Here is a 19,445-nt window from a genome sequence, read left to right as displayed (position 1 = left end):
AGGTGCACAATGACAAAAATAAGAATTAGCTCTTTAAATAAACGGATGAAGAAGAAGACTCTCTTACATGATATTAATTATGAGTTTTGCGGCGGGAAAATTTATGGTTTGTATGGAAGAAATGGCTCTGGTAAAACGATGCTGCTTAGAGCGATTGCAGGGTTAATCATGCCAAGCTCAGGAGAAATTTCGATAGATGGAAAAATACTTCATCAGGATATGTCATTTCCTTCTAATATTAGTGTCATTATTGAAAACACTTCCCTGTTGCATCAATATGATGCCTACACAAATCTAAAAATATTATCAAAAATCAAGAACATCACCACTGATGAGGATATTAAATTGGCGTTAAAAAGAGTCGGTCTTGATCTCGATTCAAAAATGAAGGTAGGAAAGTTTTCGTTAGGAATGAAACAGCGTTTAAGTGTCGCCCAAGCTATATTTGAAAAACCGGATATTTTATTATTGGATGAACCAACAAATGCAATCGATGAAGAAGGTGTCATTCAAGTTTATCAAATCTTGAAAGAAGAAAAAGAGCGAGGGGCACTCATCATTTTGACAAGTCATCATAAACATGATTTAGAAGCATTAGCGGATGAATATATGAAGATGGATAATGGAGGAATCGTTCTTGACTCTAAATAAAAGAATAGCAGCGTTTAGCTTACTAGTATTAGTAGGCGGATTCCTTATATATAAAGTGTTCTTTGTTTCTTCATCGGATAGTGAAGATACCAGAAATACTGAAAATAATACAGCCTCCTATAAGGTTGTAGAGTCACAAAAAATCATTGTCGGTAAAGATATCGATCCAGGCTATTATGATATCAAAGCTCTCGATAATGAAGCAGAATTTTTTGGTGACAAAATGCACGATAATGCAGTTTTACATGCAGTGCCCATTCATATGAATGGGAATTTGTCTATTAAAGGGAGAGTAGAATTCAAGCCTTCAGAATTTGAAAAAAAAGAGAAAAAGGGTCAAAAATACATCATTAAAGATCCCGGTTATTATGAAGTTGGTACAGAAATACAAGAAGGGAATTATGTACTATCCAAGACATCTCATACAATCCGAGTGTTTGTCGATATAAAGGATAAAACGGAAACCGAAAGTTTGCAAACCATTCAATGGGAAATTGATGAAAAAGTAAAAAAGCCAATCGAAATTGAACTGAAAAATGGATATAACGTGTATATCGATAAAACGGGAAAAGATGGCTTTATATCAAATGAGGGTGATCTGATATTGGAGAGAAATAATGAGGATAGTGAGTCATTTAAGGGGATTTAATACTAGCTTATTTGAGTGATAAGTTTGATATCCTATCAACCAATATTGTCTTTATGCATAGATTCAGATCCCATGATCGTTTCTTAAAATGTTAACGTTACCTGTTTTATGCATTATAAGGAATCAATCTTATATAACGGATTCCTTATTTTAAATGTATATGCCTAGGGCGGGATTTTCGAGGGTCATTATATCCGCCGTTTATTTGATGTCCGAGAGAGCTCGCAATGACTACTGCTGCAAAGAGGATGATGATTTTCTTCAATTTAATATCTTCTTTCCGTTTTTTATTTTTAAAGATTACACCCAAATACCTCTTCCTTCAACCCCTTTTTAAAATGCAAAAAATTCACTTCATTTAAACTTTTCCATACCCATAATTTGGACTTGCTCATATATCGCATGAGCAAAATCAGCATTTGCTTGGACTTTTTCACTTCACTAATTTGATGGGAACCCCCCTTTTTTGAATCTACAAATGCCTCATTTATTTCCTATCATAGAGTTTTGCAGTATTATCGTGCTAAAACAAAATAGGCAGGGGCAAGTCCGGTTCAACTTGCCCCTGCACTTGACAGCTCATTTAGTGAATTCAATTCTCAGGAGATAGACAACATCGAATTCCTTCAACTCGTCCATATGGCTATCCATATCACCATAAAAGTCAGTGGAAAGTGAACGTATGCCTCCATTTCCGCTTGAGTAACAAATACTCGCCAATGCAAGCTTTTTTGTGCTGTTTATTTTGAGTTTCCCAGCATTGCCCCATACGCTGGAATCCATTTTATCAATGGTTTCAGGATAAGTAACTGTATCCGTACCATCATCGTTTTGAATGCTGATGTTGAACATCGATAGTTTTTGGTCAGCAACCGTTTTGGAAGTCGTAAAGATGATCGTCCCATTATCTTTGACGGCAGTTGTCATGCGTCCCATTTCAGGTTCGACAAGTTTGCCAAATTCATATTTTTCGACCCAGACGGACATCTCCTTGTATGTATCATCAACATTGATATCGATAAGAAAGGAATGTTCAGCTGTATTCTCCAAGATGGCCTTTTCCCTTGCTGTCAGCTCAGGAACTGAAAGGTTATTCTCGGATTTTGGATCATCAGCCTTACAGGCGACTAAAGAAAGTGAGAGCAGGGATAGGGAGATGGATAAAAAGATCTTTTTCATGATTTTCATCTCCTTAAACTTTCAAACCAATTAAAACCAATTCTTATATATTATAACATTATAATAAAAAACGGAATCGGAACGCGGAAAAAAGGCAAGCAATCGTATGCTTGCCTTTTTTGCATTTAGAATGGTTGGGAAAGAGCCTTATTGGCAACATCGACGTCATTTTGAAGCAATTGGTTCAAGTCGTAAGCAGGATAGAGGTTTCTTTCATAAAGGTAGTTGAAAATCTTGGCATGGGTATCGATGGCTCCATTTAAATGTTTCTTAAATACTTTTCGAAGAGAAGGGGTGGCTGTTTCAGTAATGGCAAGTGCATAACTTTTGATAGATGATTTGGCAAAGCCCAGCAATTCCCCAGCAGCGGCGGCCGATGCGTCATCCCTTAATTCATCGTCATCCCGGCCCGTCTTAGGCGTCAATGGATAAAATTGCAGCAGCTCCATGATGTTTTGGGTAAGGGTATCGATCGTTTGCCTATATATCGTTTTTAAAATGGGGTCTTTTATTTTTGGGTAAGCTTTTTTAAATTTCATAAGGGCATTGGACTGGGCGGCGACCAATTCATGAAGCTCGAGTGTTTCATGCCAAGCAAGATGTGAATGGGTGGGTTTCATTTAAATTCCTCCTGAACGAATAATCTTGATACGTTATTCGAACAGTGGGCTATTTGTAAGTTGTCTAGTGAAATCATTTATGGGAAGAGCTGTCCCGTCTTAATTTTCACATTCACAGTTTAGAAATAGCCATGTTTTATTGATATTGCTCGAGAACAGAGAAGAACTTTTTGGCAAATTGGTAAAAAAGTTTTTCTGATGGAGCCAAGTCCCTGTTTTTGGGAGTGATGATGCCGACAGTCCGTTTGACTTCGGGTGTATCGATCGGGATCTTGACAGTCAGTCTTGGAATGACTTCATAAAAGGTACTGTCAGGGAGCAGACTGACTCCGATTCCGGCAGATACGAGGCCCTTTATGGAATCCATGTCTTCACCTTCCGATGCGATGTTCGGTGCGAAACCGGCTGCTTTGCACGCTTCGAGAGCGATAGTGTGAAAGATGTATCCTTTTGGAAACAAGACGAAGGGATCATTTCGTAAGTCACTTAGACGCAGACTCTTCCTTTCAGCTAATGGGTGAGTTATGGGCAGTAAAGCGGAAATGTTTTCCGTGAACAGGATATGACCTTCGATATCTGGATCGTTTGTCGGAATCGGTCCAAGGAAGGCTAACCCGATTTCGCGATTTTTGACAGCTTCCTTTAAAGAGGAATAAGATCCCTGTCTTAAGTGGAAGCCGATATTCGGCTGCTCATCTTTAAAAGCGGAAATGACGGTAGGCAGTAAATGGGTGGAAAGGCTGGTCGGGAACCCGATTTTAATGCTTCCGTGTTCAGGGTCCAAAAACTCCTCAATTTGATATTTGGCATATTCTATCGCTTGTATCGCCGTTTTGGCATGGATCAAGAAAATTTTACCAATTGGAGTTAACTGGATATTCCGGCCGATTTTCTCGAATAAAAGAACGCCAAGCTCATCTTCCAGTCTGGAGATTTGCCGGCTGATTGCTGATTGTGCGATATGCAGGTGCTCTGCGGCTTCAGAGACGTGTTCTCTCTCGGCGACTTCAACAAAATAACGTAATTGTCGTAGTTCCATTTATTCATCCTCCTGCCATTCATCTCAAATTGAGATAGATTCTATTAGAATTATATATTGTTTATATCGATTTGAAAACCTAGAATAAATGTAAGTGACATACCGGTGTAAGAATACGATGGGGGCGATTAATATGACATACAATCAAATACCAAAAGCACAAGGGCTCTACCATCCTGAATTTGAACATGATGCATGTGGGATCGGTTTATACGCTCATTTAAAAGGGCTTGCTACACATGACATCGTCAAACAAGGACTGAATATGCTGTGCCAATTAGATCATCGCGGCGGACAAGGCAGCGATCCCCTTACAGGAGATGGCGCAGGGTTAATGGTGCAGATTCCTGATGAATACTTCAGGCTGGCATGCCCGGAAATGAACTTGCCGGCAAAAGGACGCTATGGTGTAGGCATGCTCTTTTTCTCTAACAATGATGATGAACGGAATGAAATCGAAGCTCGTTTGAATGCATTTATCGAACAAGAGGGCCAAACGTTATTAGGCTGGAGAACGGTTCCTGTTGATGCAACGAAAATCGGGGAGGTCGGCAAGGAGACATGTCCGACGATCCGCCAAGTATTCATCGGGGCCAGCGATGGGATGACCGATGATTTAGCTTTTGAGCGTAAATTGTTCATTATCAGAAAACAAGCTGAAAACTGGGCTCGTGAACGCGGCAATCGTTTTTATTTTGCCAGCCTTTCAAGTGCTACGATCGTATACAAAGGATTGTTGACGCCAGAGCAGGTGGATGCTTTTTATCTTGACCTTCAACAGGAGTCTTTTGTTTCTGCATTCGCTTTAGTGCATTCCCGCTTCAGCACGAATACTTTTCCTAGTTGGGAACGGGCACATCCAAACCGTTACCTGATCCATAATGGAGAAATCAATACGCTTAGAGGTAATGTGAATTGGATGAAAGCTCGTGAGCAGCAGTTTGTTTCGGAAGCATTCGGGGATGACCTGCAAAAGGTCCTGCCTATTCTGGATATAGACGGCAGTGATTCCTCGATTCTAGATAATGCACTTGAATTCTTCGTGCTTGCAGGGCGTAAACCGGCACATGCGGCGATGATGCTCATTCCTGAACCGTGGACGGAAAATCCGCATATGACGAAGGAAAAGAAGGCATTTTACGAATATCACAGCATGCTCATGGAGCCATGGGATGGTCCGACGGCCATATCATTTACGAATGGGAAGCAAATCGGTGCCATCCTGGATCGAAATGGTTTAAGGCCAGCAAGGTATTATGTGACAAAAGATGATTACATCATTTTCTCCTCTGAAGTCGGCGTGATCGATGTGGATCCGGAGAATGTATTATATAAAGATCGTTTAAGCCCAGGCAGAATGCTTTTAATAGATTTAGAGGAAGGCCGTATTGTTTCCGATGAAGAGATCAAGACGGAAATGGCTCAGGAAAATCCATACCAGCAATGGCTGGACGAACAGCTTGTTCAATTAAGTGACGAAGAACCTGTGCTCGAAGGGGAGCCATTGAGTGATTTGTTATTCAGGCAAAAAGCGTTCGGATACACGTATGAAGATGTCCAAAAATATTTACTGCCGGTCATTAACGAAGGCAAAGATCCACTGGGCAGCATGGGGAATGACATTCCGTTAGCGGTCTTATCAGATCGCCCGCAATCGCTTTTCAACTATTTCAAACAATCCTTTGCACAGGTAACCAACCCACCGATCGATTCGCTTCGCGAACAGATCGTCACGTCAACGATGACATTTCTGGGTGCAGAAGGAGATTTGCTGAAACCGGATGAAACGAACAGCCGCCGCATTCAATTGGATTCACCTGTTTTGACGCCAGGTCAAATGCAGCAGTTGAAAGAAAATGCCTATCCTGAATTCAGGAGCAAAGTCATTCACACTTTATTTTCAGAAGATTTAGAGAGTGGACTCCACCGCATCTGCCGTGAAGCGGAACAAGCGATCGCTGATGGTGTCAGCCTTTTGATATTATCTGACAAGGATATGAGCAAAGAAAGAGCTGCGATTCCTTCCCTGCTGGCTGCCAGCGCCCTTCATCAAGAGCTGATCCGTCATGGGAACCGTACGAAAGTGAGCATTATCGTTGAATCAGGGGAAGCAAGGGAAGTCCATCATTATGCGTCCCTAATCGGGTATGGAGTGGATGCGATTTACCCGTACCTTGCTTATGAAACATATAAGCAGGCGGTATTGGAAGGCAGTTTGGCCAACAGCTACGAAGAAACGGTAAGGAAATATGTACGCTCGGTGACAGAAGGCATCGTAAAAGTGATGTCTAAAATGGGGATTTCAACGGTTCAAAGTTATCGAGGCGCACAAATTTTCGAAGCGGTCGGAATCGGTGCTGATGTGATCGAACGCTATTTCAGCGGTACGGCATCACAGCTTAGTGGGATCGATTTGGAAACGATCGCAGATGAAGCGTTGATTCGCCATAGGAAAGCTGCAGCAGATTCCCTTGACCAAACTCTTGAAAGCGGAAGTGATTTTCAATGGCGAAAAACAGGGGAACATCATGCTTTCAATCCTAAAACGATCCATACACTGCAATGGGCCTGCCGGAAAGGCGATTATAATTTATTTAAGCAATATTCAAACTTGGCGAATGAAGAGAGACTCGGGTTTTTACGGAATTTATTCTCGTTCGATCAAAAACGTCAAAGCATTTCAATAGACGAAGTGGAATCCGTGGAATCCATCGTCAGCCGATTCAAAACGGGCGCGATGTCATTCGGTTCATTGAGTCAGGAAGCACATGAAACATTAGCGATTGCGATGAACCGTTTAGGCGGAAAAAGCAATAGCGGTGAAGGCGGGGAGCACCCTAGCCGTTACCAACTGGATGAAAACGGCGATGACCGCCGCAGCGGAATTAAACAAATTGCGTCCGGTCGTTTTGGAGTGAAAAGCCATTACCTCGTTAATGCCGATGAACTTCAAATCAAAATGGCGCAAGGTGCAAAGCCGGGTGAAGGCGGCCAGCTGCCCGGAAACAAAGTATATCCTTGGGTCGCAGAGGTCCGTGGTTCGACACCAGGTGTCGGCCTGATTTCACCGCCACCGCATCATGATATCTATTCGATTGAAGATCTGGCACAGCTGATCCATGATTTGAAAAATGCGAACCGTGATGCCAGGATCAGCGTCAAGCTTGTGTCAAAAGCAGGCGTAGGCACGATTGCAGCCGGTGTGGCCAAAGGAGCCGCGGATGTCATCGTTATCAGCGGGTATGATGGCGGTACGGGTGCATCACCAAAAACGAGTATCAAACATACAGGTCTTCCTTGGGAGCTGGGCCTTGCCGAAGCACACCAAACATTGATGCTTAATGGCCTGCGCAGCCGTGTAGTCCTTGAAACGGATGGAAAGTTAATGACGGGACGCGATGTGGTCATGGCAGCTATCCTTGGAGCGGAAGAATTCGGCTTTGCTACAGCACCGCTTGTGGTCCTTGGCTGTGTCATGATGCGTGCTTGCCATTTGGATACATGTCCAGTCGGGGTAGCTACTCAAAACCCTGAGCTTCGCAGCAAATTCACTGGAGATCCAGATCATGTCGTGAATTTCATGCGCTTCATCGCTGAGGAAGTGCGGGAAACGATGGCTGAGCTTGGTTTTAGAACACTGGAAGAAATGGTCGGCCGCACTGATGTTTTACAAGTGAGCGAGCGGGCACAAAACCATTGGAAAGCGAAGCATCTGGACTTGACGACACTTCTTTTCCAACCGGAGGGGATACGTACGTATCAACTTCCTCAAAACCATAAAATTGAAGAATCCTTGGATATCCGTGAGATTTTACCAGTTGTGGAACCTGCTTTAAATAATCAAACCCAGGTGGATGTCAGCTTCCCGATTACAAACGTGAATCGTGTGGTCGGAACGATTGTCGGCAGTGAAGTATCCAAACGCTATGGGGAAGAAGGGTTGCCTGAAGATACGATCACACTTCGTTTTACGGGATCGGCGGGCCAGAGCTTCGGTGCGTTCATTCCAAAAGGGATGTCGATGTATTTGACAGGTGATGTCAATGACTATGTTGGGAAAGGCTTATCTGGCGGAAAGATCATTGTCACGGCACCTGCTGGCAATCAGATTGAGGCTGGGGACAATGTAATTGCTGGAAACATCGCTTTATACGGTGCAACAAGCGGCGAGGCCTACATTAATGGCCGTGCTGGAGAACGATTTGCAGTACGGAACAGTGGAGTCAATGTCGTCGTTGAAGGAATTGGAGACCATGGCTGTGAGTATATGACAGGCGGACGCGTGGTCATCCTGGGCGACGTCGGTAAAAACTTTGCGGCAGGCATGTCAGGCGGCATCGCTTATGTACTTGCCGATGATGCGGAAGAATTCAAGGCATTATGCAATGGTGAAATGATAGAATTCGAGACGCTTGATGATCTGGATGATGCAAACGAGGTAAAAGAAATGCTTTACAGCCACCTTCATTATACAGAAAGTGCCAAAGCATCGTATGTACTGGAGAACTGGGAGGATTTTGCTAAGAAATTCGTAAAAGTCATTCCGAAAGATTACAAGCGGATGATCAAAAGCATCAATGAGCAGAAGCGTGCAGGGCTAACGGATGAAGAAGCGATCATGAGTGCATTTCAAGCAAATGCCGTTCAAGATAAAAAAATCACTAAACAAGCTGTGATGCAGTAAGGAAGGGGAGAGAAAGATGGGAAAAGCAACAGGATTTATGGATTATCCGCGAGAAAAACCAAAAGACCGGAATCCTCTCACTCGTTTAAGCGACTGGAGAGAATATACAGCTCCTTTCTCTGATGAAAAGTTAAGTACACAGGGAGCGCGGTGTATGGACTGCGCCACCCCTTTCTGCCATATGGGCATGGAATTGAACCGGGTCACGACGGGCTGTCCGATTCATAATCTGATTCCGGAGTGGAATGATTTGGTGTACCGCGGCAGATGGAAAGAAGCATTGGACCGTTTATCGAAAACGAATAATTTCCCTGAATTCACCGGGCGCGTCTGCCCGGCCCCTTGTGAAGGGTCTTGTACGGTAGCGATAAGCGATCCTGCCGTTACTATCAAGAACATTGAACGGACCATCATCGATAAAGGATTTGAAAATGGCTGGATCACGCCTCGCATCCCTGAAAGCAGGACCGGCAAGAAAATTGCCATCATCGGTTCAGGCCCGGCAGGATTGGCGAGTGCCGACCAGTTGAATCAAGCAGGTCATTCGGTCACGGTTTATGAGCGCGCAGACCGTGCAGGCGGGCTGTTGACATACGGCATCCCGAACATGAAACTTGAAAAAGATGTCGTTGCACGCCGAATCAAATTATTGACCCAGGAAGGCATCGACTTCATTACCAATACGGAAGTAGGCAAAGATATTTCTGCCGAAGAACTGCAAGATCAATATGATGCAGTCATCCTTTGCACAGGTGCCCAAAAGCAGCGTGACCTGAAAATTGAAGGACGTGATGCAACTGGCATTCACCTTGCAATGGATTACTTGACCACTTCGACTAAAAGCCTGTTGGACTCCAATTTTGAAGACGGCAAGTTTATAGATACAAAGGGGAAGGACGTCATCGTCATCGGCGGCGGGGATACAGGAGCTGACTGTGTCGCAACTGCCCTTCGCCAGGAATGTAAGAGCGTCGTACAATTCGGGAAGCACCCAATCCTTCCGACGGCCCGTACATCTGATAATATGTGGCCAGCCTACCCGAATGTTTTTTCCCTTGATTATGCGTATGAAGAAGCGGAAGCGAAATTCGGTGCAGATCCGCGTCAATATTCAATTCAAACAAAGAAAATCGTAGCCGATGAAAATGGCAACGTTAAAGAACTGCACACAATCTCAATGGAAAAAATCAAAGGCGATGACGGAATGTACATTTTCAGGGAAGTTCCCGGAACTGAAAAAGTATGGCCTGCCCAATTCGTTTTCATCGCAATCGGATTTGAAGGAACGGAAATGCCGTTATTAACTCAATTTGGCGTAGAAACAGTCAATCAAAAAATTGATGCCGTTTATGGCGAATACAGAACGAATGTCGAAGGAGTTTTCGCTGCCGGAGATGCAAGGAGAGGGCAAAGCCTCATCGTTTGGGCAATCAATGAAGGCCGTGAAGTAGCGCGAGAAGTGGACCGTTACTTGATGGGCGCAACGGTATTGCCTTAATTGCAAAAAAAGGAAGTGCTATTATGGCGCTTCTTTTTTTTGGTGGGAAATGTGGTACTCACGAGTAAATGGTCGGAATTCACGAGTAAATGCTTAAAACTCACGAGTAAATGCACCGAATTCACGAGTAAAGCGCCAAAACTCACGAGTAAATGCACCGAATTCACGAGTAAAGCGCCAAAACTCACGAGTAAATGCACCGAATTCACGAGTAAAGCGCCAAAACTCACGAGTAAATGCACCGAATTCACGAGTAAAGCGCCCGAAACTCACGAGTAAATGCACCGAATTCATGAGTAAAGCACCCGAAACTCATAAGTAAAGAGCAAAACTCAGAAGTAACTAACTAAAAATTCACAATAAAGTTCTTCCAGTGATCAAATAGTTTACAAGAGGAGGTGCTAGCATCAAAACCTATCCAATGAATGGTTCGGATCATAAAAGTGGTTGGACCGTGTGGGATGTGTCGGGAATTAATCTCGGATTATGCATAAGACTGCTTTGTCCTACTGACTGTTAATGGGGAAACGGTCAAGGTGAAAACCGGTTAATTAATGCCGTATAAATACACGAGGGATTCATGATGATCATTCAATAATGCAACGGCGAAAACAACACGCTTAGGAGAATTCCTAAGCGTGTTGTTCATTATTTCAAACTAGATGGCAAGTATTGTTCCGAGATGATGATATCATCGTCTTTTAGAACATAAGGATGTGTTTCCGACAATATGGTTTTGAGGTATTCTGGCATCCTCTCACCTTTGTAGGCACAAATTAATGGAAACGACAGCAGATTTACAGCTTCATCTACTGTTCTCTCAAAATCCTCTATGATATGCAGCGGTTCTTCCATGGTTGCCCATTCCACATGTGCCCATGATCGGAAAGAGATTTTATTTTCCACATAGGGCTGTACCGTTTTATTAAAGTATTCTTCGATTGCAGGAGGATGATAACTGCCGCTTGAGCAATAGAAATCGAAGTTGTTCACAAAGTGAATGAACTCCATTGGATCTTTCGTTAACCGAGTGCTCAGTTCTTTATGAATAATGGGGTAAATACGGTCATTTTCAATAAGAATGATATAATCTCCTGCCGCGATGCCATCTTGGATAAAATTCAAAACTTGTTTAATGTAATTTTCCATTTCATTATAGGAATACAGCACATGAACGCTCTTTTGGTCTTTGAACAACTGTTTCATTTTGCTTTTCAATATATCATTCCTTCTTTCATGTATCTCTTTAATTATACTGGAATTCTATAAGCAGGACAAAATGAGAGTTTTTTAACTGACGGCTTCGGTGCTTAACAAACAAAAAGCAATCCTTCGCCATTGAAGGATTGCTTTTCCGTATTATTTCAGCCGCTCGATTAGGTCGGTCATTTTATCCAAAGTGGTTATGTTCTGGTTGCATTTCATACTGTCCAGACAAATATAATTCCCTTTTTTAATGAATGTCCCTTGGACGGTTCCTTTTGTTTCAGACATAAACATCCCTACTTCTTCAAAGCGGCTGCATATGGCACAGATCCCTTTTTTGTTGGCAGGTTTAATGGTTCCATGCAATCCGGTGAGTTTATTATGATGGGGTGCGATGATGAATTTCTTTCCAGATCCGACATCATCCCATCCCAAGTATGAAATCTCTCTCAAATCGATGTTTTCCAACAAAGGAGTTTTTAATTTCTTTGCTTTAGGAAATAGTTTTTTTATCGTTTTTTCGGTTACTTCTTTAAATGGGATCACAAATGGCTTTACTTGTAAGAGAAAGACTTCGGCTTGTGCGGAATCTTTAATGGTATCGACTGGATCCAGCAGTTGTTTTTGCTCTTCGTTCAAGTCACTGAATAAGCTTAATACTCGTTCTTTGGCGACTGTTTTCAGGGTGTTGATCACATCCTTATCGTTGGCAGTCGCGTGTCCATTTATGAGAATCTGTGTTTGGGATTTTATGAAGTTATACTGCTCGCTCCTGATAAAAGGTTCCATTTTCTTCACTCCTGTTTCTGTTACTCGATACTTGTCACATGATACCGTTTCTTTTTACTTTACAGAAATCGAACCTGCTTTAAAAGGGGGAAAACAATTATGAAACATACTCGGCATACGAATAGCACTGATATTATTATCAGTGCTAACCATGCAGTATTTTATTTAGAATAAACGATTTTCTTGATGGTTTCCGCGGAGAGAAAATGCTCCTCGGCTAATTGATGGATGGTATGCCCTTCTTTGAATGCATATTTTATAGAGGCATTTCGGTCATCGATCATTTCCCTTGATCCCGAACGTGTTCCCCATTTGTGATGGGCCTTTTCAGGTTTAGGGATATATATGGTTTCACCTTGCACATACTTTTGGATTTCAACGATCAGCTTTTCAGGCAAAACGGCCGTCGCTTTTACATATTTCATTTCTGCCAGCCCCTTATTCTTTTTTAAGAATGAAATAAGGTGCAAAGCCGAATATTAGAAATGATAAGGCGGGCGATTAAGTTTAGCTTAATTCAACCCCATGCAAAGTATCGCCTCCAATACTGGGCTTTGCATGAGACGCTGCAGAAGGTGGCATTAACATTCTTATTGCCATCTTTACACCTCCCCTTGGTGTCCCTGAAGAACACGTATTGTTCTTATTATAAAATATATAAGTTTGGTTGCCAAACTTTTTCCAATGTTAAAGATGAATCGACGGGCTGATTGTTTGATAATGTTCTGAGTCCATGAAATAATTTGAATGAAAACCAAACTAACCATTATGGGAGCTGACCTTTATGAAAGTATTCGTAGTTGGGGCAAATGGGCAGATCGGTAAACAGCTTATAGATTTATTAAAAGATAGCCGGGATCATAGTGTACGGGCGATGGTTCGCAGAGAAGAGCAAAGTATGCATTTGAAGAAAAATGGCATTGAATCTGCGGTCGTCAGTTTAACCGGATCAGTGGATGAGATTGCGAATGCGGCAAAAGGCTGTGATGCCATCGTGTTTACAGCAGGATCCGGAGGAAGCACGGGTGCTGATCAAACGCTGTTGATTGATCTGGATGGTGCTGTTAAAACGATTGAAGCGGCAGAAAGCTTGGGAATCGACCGTTTCATCATGGTGAGTGCTTTCCAGGCCAATAATCGCGAAAACTGGAATGAAGCCATCAAACCGTATTATGTGGCCAAGCACTACGCGGATAGGGCATTGTTACAAAGCGATTTAAATTATACCATCATTCGGCCTGGGGGGTTGGTTAATGAACCGGGAACGGGCAAGGTGACCGCCGCTGAAGAATTGGAAAGAGGTTCGATTGCCCGTGAAGATGTGGCTCGAACGATTCTTGCTTCTTTAACTGAAGAAAATACCTACAAGCGTTCATTTGATTTAATCTCTGGTGATACTGCAATCGCGGAAGCATTAAGGGAAATTTAACGAAAAAAGGAGGCAGGGCCACTCGCGGGGAGTGAGCTCTGCCTTATTTAATTCCTTCAATATGCTTGATGACCTTCGCTGGGTTTCCACCGACAACAACGCCTTCAGGAACATCCTTTGTTACGACGGCCCCTGAAGCTACGACGGAATGACTTCCTATTGTTACGCCAGGATTGATGATGGCCCCTCCGCCAATCCAGACATGATCCCCTATCGCAACCGGTTTTCCGTATTCCACTCCAGAACTGCGTTCAAAGGGATCCAGCGGATGTGTGGCTGTATAGATATGCACTCCAGGAGCCAACATGCAGTCCCTGCCAATCTTCACTTCACAAACGTCCAAAATGACACAATCGAAATTAGCATAAAAGTTTTCCCCGAGAGAAATGTTGTATCCATAGTCACAACGGAAAGTTGGTTCAATATATACATTTAGTCCAGTGGAACCTAAAAGCTGTTTCAGCAGTGCAGTTCGTTCATCCCGTTCGCTTTCCGTTGTCTGATTGTATAACCGGGTCAACTTTCTGGCATTTTCCCTATCTTTTATTAATTCCGGATCAGCGGCCATGTAAAGTTCCCCGCTCACCATCTTTTCTCTTTCAGTATTCATGATGACTCCTCCAATTTCTTGTTTTTTTAAATAGTTTTAATAAATCTCAGAATATTAAAATATTTTTCCTGCAAAATAAATTGCAGTACTTTTTACTCAACTTTTCTGTTGAATCTAAATGCCTCTTTCAGTTTCTTGAAAAGAAGTAAGAAAAGAAAGATTTTTCCGAATAATGAATGAAATAGCTTTGACAAACGTTCCGCAGGATTTTATAGTTAGGAGAGTCATGGATGATTCATAGTTTCATGAAGGTGCATTTTAACAGATAGGTAGAATAGTTCGAAGTACATGTCACTTTTTTTACCGGTTGATGGACAACTCTTTTCTTCGTTAAGATAATCAAATCAATGGAGGGCTATTATATGTCACAGAAAGCACCGCTATCTTTTATCATTGTAACAGGATTAATGCTTTTTGCTTTATTTTTTGGTGCAGGAAACTTAATTTTCCCCGCCATGCTCGGTCAATCCGCGGGGACCAATTTATGGTCGGCCAGTTTAGGTTTCATCATTACTGGGGTTGGATTGCCATTCATTACAATATTGGCATTTGGTTTTTCAGGAAAAAATGATGTCCAATCGCTTGCAAGCAGGGCGCACCCGTTATTCGGCATCATTTTCACTGTCGTTCTTTATTTATCTTTGGGACCGCTTTTTGCGCTTCCCAGAACGGGGAGTGTATCTTACGAAATAGGGATTAAACCTTTCCTTTCTAATGATGTCGGTTTTTTACCATTGCTGGTATTCACAATCATATACTTTGGAATTGCCTGTTTATTATCCCTCAATCCATCAAAAATGCTGGATATCGTCGGAAAAATATTAACACCGTTATTATTGATTTTCATCGGGATTCTCATTGTGGTCGCAATTATTAACCCAATGGGTGAAATCCAGTCACCATCGGCAGATTATTCAGATAATTCTTTCTTCAAAGGATTTAAAGAAGGATATTTGACCATGGATACGCTGGCCGCATTTGCATTTGGGATCATTGTCATCAATGCGATCAAAGATAAGGGGATAACATCAAGAAAAGAAGTGTTAGGCTTCTGTTTGAAAGCCGGCTTAATTGCTGCCACTTTGTTGGTGATCGTTTATGCGTCCATAACTTATGTCGGGGCAACAAGTGTGGAAAAACTCGGTCAACTGGGTAATGGCGGAGACGTTTTGGCTCAAGCCTCGAATCATTTTTTCGGACCGGCTGGTGCCGTTTTGTTAGGATTGATTGTGATCGCTGCATGCCTGACGACAAGCATCGGTTTGATAACGGCTTGTGCTACGTATTTCAACAAAATACTGCCTGCTGTATCGTATAAATCATATGTCGTCATCTTCTCTGTTTTTAGTGCGGCTGTTGCCAATGTAGGTTTGACCAAGCTCATTTCCATTACAGTGCCTGTGTTAACGGCGCTTTATCCCGTGGCGATCGTTTTGATCATTCTTACGTTCTTCCATTCCCTTTTCAAAGGGAAATCGGAGGTATATTTAGGAAGCTTATTATTAACGGCCATCATCAGCATTATGGATGGAATAGTGGCATCAGGCATTAAAATGGAAGCTGTTTCGGATCTATTAACTCAATATCTTCCACTATATAGTGTAGGGGTAGGATGGGTGATTCCTGCCATCATCGGCGGTGTATTGGGGTATATGATATACCTATTGAAAGGCGACCCTAAGGAAGCTTATTAAGGGTCATCAGAAACTTCCGTTGATTTCCATCCAGGCACTCGCTTTACGAGGGCCTGTGGGGTCTCCCTTGTACGCGCTTTTTCCGCAGGAGTCTCGTACCTCCGTTCCAATCAACTGGATTGTTTTTTAAGAAAAAACTGTAGTCTGGTTTCATCACGAACCTTGATTAAGACAAGGTTACACTTTGGTTTTTTAATTATTTTATAACCCTCACTGGATTGAGAAAATTTGCGATACTCCTGTCGAATAACTGGCTAGCCGAGACCCCATAGGCGCTTGCTTTGATGAGGCTTGGCAGACAGTCGGCAGAAAGGGAGCGGATTTCTGAAATGAAAAATTGCAGGGCAAACTCGCTTTACTTCGAGTTTATCTAAAGTCTGGGAGCTGTCTTGATGACAGCTCCTTTTCTTAGTGTTTGTTTTTAATGGGAAAGAGCTTTAAAATGTTCAGAAAGGGGTGTAGGGACACAATGATCAATCGATTACCAATAGAAATCGCAAATATATTACAAGCAAGCAAAAAGAATCCTGCTCAATTTGAGGAATTGATAAGGAGCGGCGGATATCTGCCTCCCGAGATGGAGTTGATGGTGGATGCCATCACGGCCTTAAGCATGGGGAAGAATATCCTTTTGAAGGGTCCGACAGGGGCTGGGAAGACAAAGTTTGCCGAGACATTATCGAATTTATTCAACCAGCCGATGTTCAGTGTCAATTGCTCAGTCGACTTGGATGCCGAAAGCTTATTGGGCTTCAAGACGTTGGCTTACAAAGAGGAAAAACAAGTGATAGAATTCGTACCTGGACCAGTGACAAATTCGATGAATCACGGTCACTTCCTATATATAGATGAAATCAACATGGCAAAACCGGAAACTCTGCCGCTTATCAATGGTGTGCTTGATTACAGAAGGACGATAACGAATCCGTTCACGAATGAAGTCATAACGGCAAAAGAGGGCTTTAATGTGATTGCTGCAATCAACGAAGGGTATGTAGGTACAGTGCCGCTGAATGAAGCGCTAAAAAATAGGTTTGTCGTAATTGAAGTTCCTTATATCGAAGGGGAGCAGTTAAAGCAATTGATAGAAACCAATACAAAGTTGAAGGACCCAAGAAGTATTGAATTGTTCGTTAAACTGTCGAGTGATTTGATAAATGCCGTGAATCAAGGGAAGGTGGCTGAAGATGCGGCATCGATCAGGGCTTTGCTTGATGCTTGCGATCTGAGTGTGTTGATCCCGCCGAAACGGGCGATTCTTCGTTCCATTGTGGATAAGTTGGACGAGGAACGGGAGCGTGAGTTTGTAAAGAACTTGGCTGACACATTATTCTAACTAGGAGAATGCCTCATGAAGTATATCCGGTTCAATGATTCAATAATAGATACGGCTCTTTTTTTACAGCTTCAGGATCTGTCGACTGTGTTATCCGGCATTCCTGAGCTGGAATTCGAATACAATTATGGCTCCTTCATTGATCTGATCGAGAATAAGGTCACAGCCAGCCATTTTTGGGAAAATGGAAATAAGGAAGTGAAGGAAGCGGGACTGAAAACGGATGTGCTCCTTAGGACGATAGGTACGCTGCATCATTCAACAATCCAGAGCATGAAGGAGTACCAGGACATCATCTGGGAAAGTACGCTTCCGAAGTTTGCAGCCCAATTATTCGCTTTACTGGAAGACTTGCGATTGGAAGAGTTGGTGAAGAAAGAAAGGCCAGGCACAAAAAAATGGTTTTCGGTAAGGGGGGCTTACCTTAAACAATATTTCGAAAGCCAATTGGCGACGAATGTCACAAGAAGTTTTGCACTGGATGAATTATACTGCCTCATATATTTACTGCTTCAATCTGACAGGCCGGATCCGATTTTTCCAAGAGCCAATGTAAGGCAGCTGGAAGAACTGGAGAAACTCAAACCATTCATCCATTCTGTCTTTGAAGCCACTAAAACCAGTGATATCACGAGGATTTGCGAGCAAATCGTTTTCCGTGTGAACGATGGATACGAGGATACGATGAATGAATATTTCATCTTCCCCATTGCAAATGTGGAAAAGTATAAGGGAAATACCTTATTTGATGAACTGACTAGAAATGATGAACTGTTGAACGATGATACGGAAGATGCAGACGAAGAAAAAAGTGAGTTCATTGATGAAAAATTCTCGACTTGGCACCGGGAGAATAAGAACGGCGAGAGTAATTCAACTTTTCTTCAATTTGAATTGGAGCAGGGAACGAAAACAAGTCTGATGGGCGGAGGTGCACGGGAAGCGGAAGATGCCGACCAAGCACTGGCTTCGATCCAGGGTTCATCAGGGGAAAGTCAACAAAAGGAATACAATCAGCAGGAAACACTGGAGAAGAAACAAACCAATATGGGCAAAAGTGGTGAACATCCATTTGGTGAAGAAAACAAAGACGTCGTCCAAGTAATCAAGGAAGCGAAAATACCAACACTTACAGAAGAGAAACGCTACCGTGAGTTTGTTGCGGATATCGAACCGTTCAAGAGAAAACTCTCCAGTACAATTGAAAAGACGCTGGAAAATAAAAAGAACGCACCAAGAAAAGATTTGGCTTTTGGCCGTTTATCGAAGAAATTACTTCCGCTTGTATTTGAAGAAAATCCAAGGGTTTTTTATAAAAAGAACCAGGATTCAAAAGAAATGGATGCCGTATTCACATTGCTTATCGATTGCTCGGCTTCCATGCATAACAAAATGGATGAAACGAAACGAGGGGTCGTCCTGTTTCATGAAGTACTGAAAAAATTAAGGATCCCCCACTCGATCATTGGATTTTGGGAAGATGCAAATGAAGTGAGAGAAGGATATCAGCCGAACTACTTCCATGTAATCCAGTCTCATTCCGATTCTCTTTATCTAAACTCAGGAGCTAAAATCATGCAGCTTGAACCAGAGGAAGACAACCGGGACGGATATAGTATCAGGGTTGCCGCAATAGAATTGGAAAAAAGACGGGAAAAGAACCGTTTCTTGCTCGTGTTTTCCGATGGTGAGCCGGCAGCAAGCGATTATGATCAAAATGGCATTGTCGATACACACCTTGCTGTTTCGGAAGCCAGAAAAAAAGGCATCGAAGTCATCGGCTTGTTTTTAGCGGATGGAGGCATCGATGAAAGTGAAGAGATGACGATGAAAAACATCTATGGCAAAGAACGCCTAATGATTCCGAGTGTAGCTGAATTGCCAGAGCAATTTACACCGCTGTTAAAAAAATTGCTGCTGAAGACCATTTAAGAAATATATAGATAAAAACGCAGTAGGATTCAAGTTTTGGATCTTACTGTTTTTTTGTTTGCTTTGTCAGCTATTGATGGAAACTTAAAATGAACGTCGAATGAGATTTCTTTTGTCAGGATTGGGGTA

The 19,445-nt window shown here is 42.5% G+C and carries 17 protein-coding genes; 8 read left to right on the top strand and 9 right to left on the bottom strand.

Annotated features, from left to right (window positions below):
• Window positions 1-9 precede the first annotated feature (9 nt).
• Window positions 10-651 (top strand): ATP-binding cassette domain-containing protein, encoded by a 642-nt coding sequence (locus Q8G36_RS15930; protein ID WP_305160830.1) that lies wholly within the window; start codon window positions 10-12, stop codon window positions 649-651.
• The gene (locus tag Q8G36_RS15925; protein ID WP_305160829.1) at window positions 638-1,300 is read left to right on the top strand and encodes a hypothetical protein; all 663 of its coding nucleotides are present in this window, start codon (window positions 638-640) and stop codon (window positions 1,298-1,300) included. The genes Q8G36_RS15930 and Q8G36_RS15925 overlap by 14 nt, the downstream gene beginning before the upstream one ends.
• Before the next feature lie 145 nt (window positions 1,301-1,445).
• On the opposite strand, the gene Q8G36_RS15920 is transcribed toward Q8G36_RS15925, so the two are convergent.
• The 4 genes from Q8G36_RS15920 to Q8G36_RS15905 all read right to left on the bottom strand — a co-directional run bounded on the left by Q8G36_RS15920 (window position 1,446) and on the right by Q8G36_RS15905 (window position 4,138).
• Window positions 1,446-1,610: a hypothetical protein gene (locus Q8G36_RS15920; protein ID WP_305160828.1), complete on the bottom strand. Its 165-nt coding sequence runs from the start codon at window positions 1,608-1,610 to the stop codon at window positions 1,446-1,448.
• Between the two features lie 269 nt (window positions 1,611-1,879).
• Window positions 1,880-2,479, bottom strand: coding sequence for a hypothetical protein (locus Q8G36_RS15915; RefSeq protein WP_305160827.1), 600 nt, complete (start codon window positions 2,477-2,479; stop codon window positions 1,880-1,882).
• 125 nt (window positions 2,480-2,604) lie between these two features.
• Window positions 2,605-3,099, bottom strand: a complete 495-nt coding sequence (locus tag Q8G36_RS15910; protein ID WP_305160826.1) for a spore coat protein — start codon at window positions 3,097-3,099, stop codon at window positions 2,605-2,607.
• Between the two features lie 136 nt (window positions 3,100-3,235).
• Entirely contained in the window at window positions 3,236-4,138 is a 903-nt protein-coding gene (locus Q8G36_RS15905) for a LysR family transcriptional regulator (RefSeq protein ID WP_076370054.1), read from the bottom strand.
• 133 nt (window positions 4,139-4,271) lie between these two features.
• Between Q8G36_RS15905 and gltB the strand changes: the two genes are divergently transcribed.
• Together gltB and Q8G36_RS15895 are read left to right on the top strand one after the other, a co-directional pair.
• Window positions 4,272-8,822 carry a glutamate synthase large subunit gene (gene gltB, locus Q8G36_RS15900; protein ID WP_305160825.1) on the top strand — a complete coding sequence of 1,517 codons (4,551 nt, stop codon included), beginning with the start codon at window positions 4,272-4,274 and terminating at the stop codon, window positions 8,820-8,822.
• Between the two features lie 16 nt (window positions 8,823-8,838).
• Window positions 8,839-10,320 (top strand): glutamate synthase subunit beta, encoded by a 1,482-nt coding sequence (locus Q8G36_RS15895; protein WP_305160824.1) that lies wholly within the window; start codon window positions 8,839-8,841, stop codon window positions 10,318-10,320.
• 93 nt (window positions 10,321-10,413) lie between these two features.
• Here the strand turns inward: Q8G36_RS15895 and Q8G36_RS15890 are convergent, their stop codons facing one another.
• The 4 genes from Q8G36_RS15890 to Q8G36_RS15870 form a co-directional block, all read right to left on the bottom strand.
• Window positions 10,414-10,614 (bottom strand): hypothetical protein, encoded by a 201-nt coding sequence (locus Q8G36_RS15890; protein WP_305160823.1) that lies wholly within the window; start codon window positions 10,612-10,614, stop codon window positions 10,414-10,416.
• Window positions 10,615-10,968: 354 nt separating this feature from the next.
• On the bottom strand, window positions 10,969-11,538 hold the full coding sequence (locus Q8G36_RS15880; protein WP_305160822.1) for an MEDS domain-containing protein: 570 nt from the start codon (window positions 11,536-11,538) through the stop codon (window positions 10,969-10,971).
• 141 nt (window positions 11,539-11,679) lie between these two features.
• Entirely contained in the window at window positions 11,680-12,315 is a 636-nt protein-coding gene (locus Q8G36_RS15875; RefSeq protein WP_305160821.1) for a FusB/FusC family EF-G-binding protein, read from the bottom strand.
• Window positions 12,316-12,476: 161 nt separating this feature from the next.
• A complete protein-coding gene (locus Q8G36_RS15870; RefSeq protein ID WP_305160820.1) occupies window positions 12,477-12,740 on the bottom strand; it encodes a CD3324 family protein in 264 nt (87 codons plus the stop codon).
• Between the two features lie 359 nt (window positions 12,741-13,099).
• Between Q8G36_RS15870 and Q8G36_RS15865 the strand changes: the two genes are divergently transcribed.
• Window positions 13,100-13,744 (top strand): SDR family oxidoreductase, encoded by a 645-nt coding sequence (locus Q8G36_RS15865; protein WP_305160819.1) that lies wholly within the window; start codon window positions 13,100-13,102, stop codon window positions 13,742-13,744.
• A 43-nt stretch (window positions 13,745-13,787) separates the two neighbouring features.
• Here the strand turns inward: Q8G36_RS15865 and Q8G36_RS15860 are convergent, their stop codons facing one another.
• Window positions 13,788-14,354: a sugar O-acetyltransferase gene (locus Q8G36_RS15860; RefSeq protein ID WP_305160818.1), complete on the bottom strand. Its 567-nt coding sequence runs from the start codon at window positions 14,352-14,354 to the stop codon at window positions 13,788-13,790.
• Window positions 14,355-14,716: 362 nt separating this feature from the next.
• Between Q8G36_RS15860 and brnQ the strand changes: the two genes are divergently transcribed.
• The 3 genes from brnQ (at window position 14,717) to Q8G36_RS15845 (ending at window position 19,316) form a co-directional block, all read left to right on the top strand.
• Window positions 14,717-16,048, top strand: a complete 1,332-nt coding sequence (brnQ, locus tag Q8G36_RS15855; RefSeq protein WP_305160817.1) for a branched-chain amino acid transport system II carrier protein — start codon at window positions 14,717-14,719, stop codon at window positions 16,046-16,048.
• Between the two features lie 469 nt (window positions 16,049-16,517).
• Entirely contained in the window at window positions 16,518-17,384 is an 867-nt protein-coding gene (locus Q8G36_RS15850) for an ATP-binding protein (RefSeq protein ID WP_305160816.1), read from the top strand.
• 15 nt (window positions 17,385-17,399) lie between these two features.
• Window positions 17,400-19,316 carry a vWA domain-containing protein gene (locus tag Q8G36_RS15845; protein WP_305160815.1) on the top strand — a complete coding sequence of 639 codons (1,917 nt, stop codon included), beginning with the start codon at window positions 17,400-17,402 and terminating at the stop codon, window positions 19,314-19,316.
• The last annotated feature ends 129 nt before the right edge of the window (window positions 19,317-19,445 follow it).

It is taken from the genome of Peribacillus frigoritolerans (assembly GCF_030676415.1).
Lineage (GTDB): Bacteria > Bacillota > Bacilli > Bacillales > DSM-1321 > Peribacillus > Peribacillus frigoritolerans_A.
The sequence above is the reverse complement of the archived record's forward strand: the minus strand, read 5'-3'. Positions and strand labels throughout refer to the sequence as shown.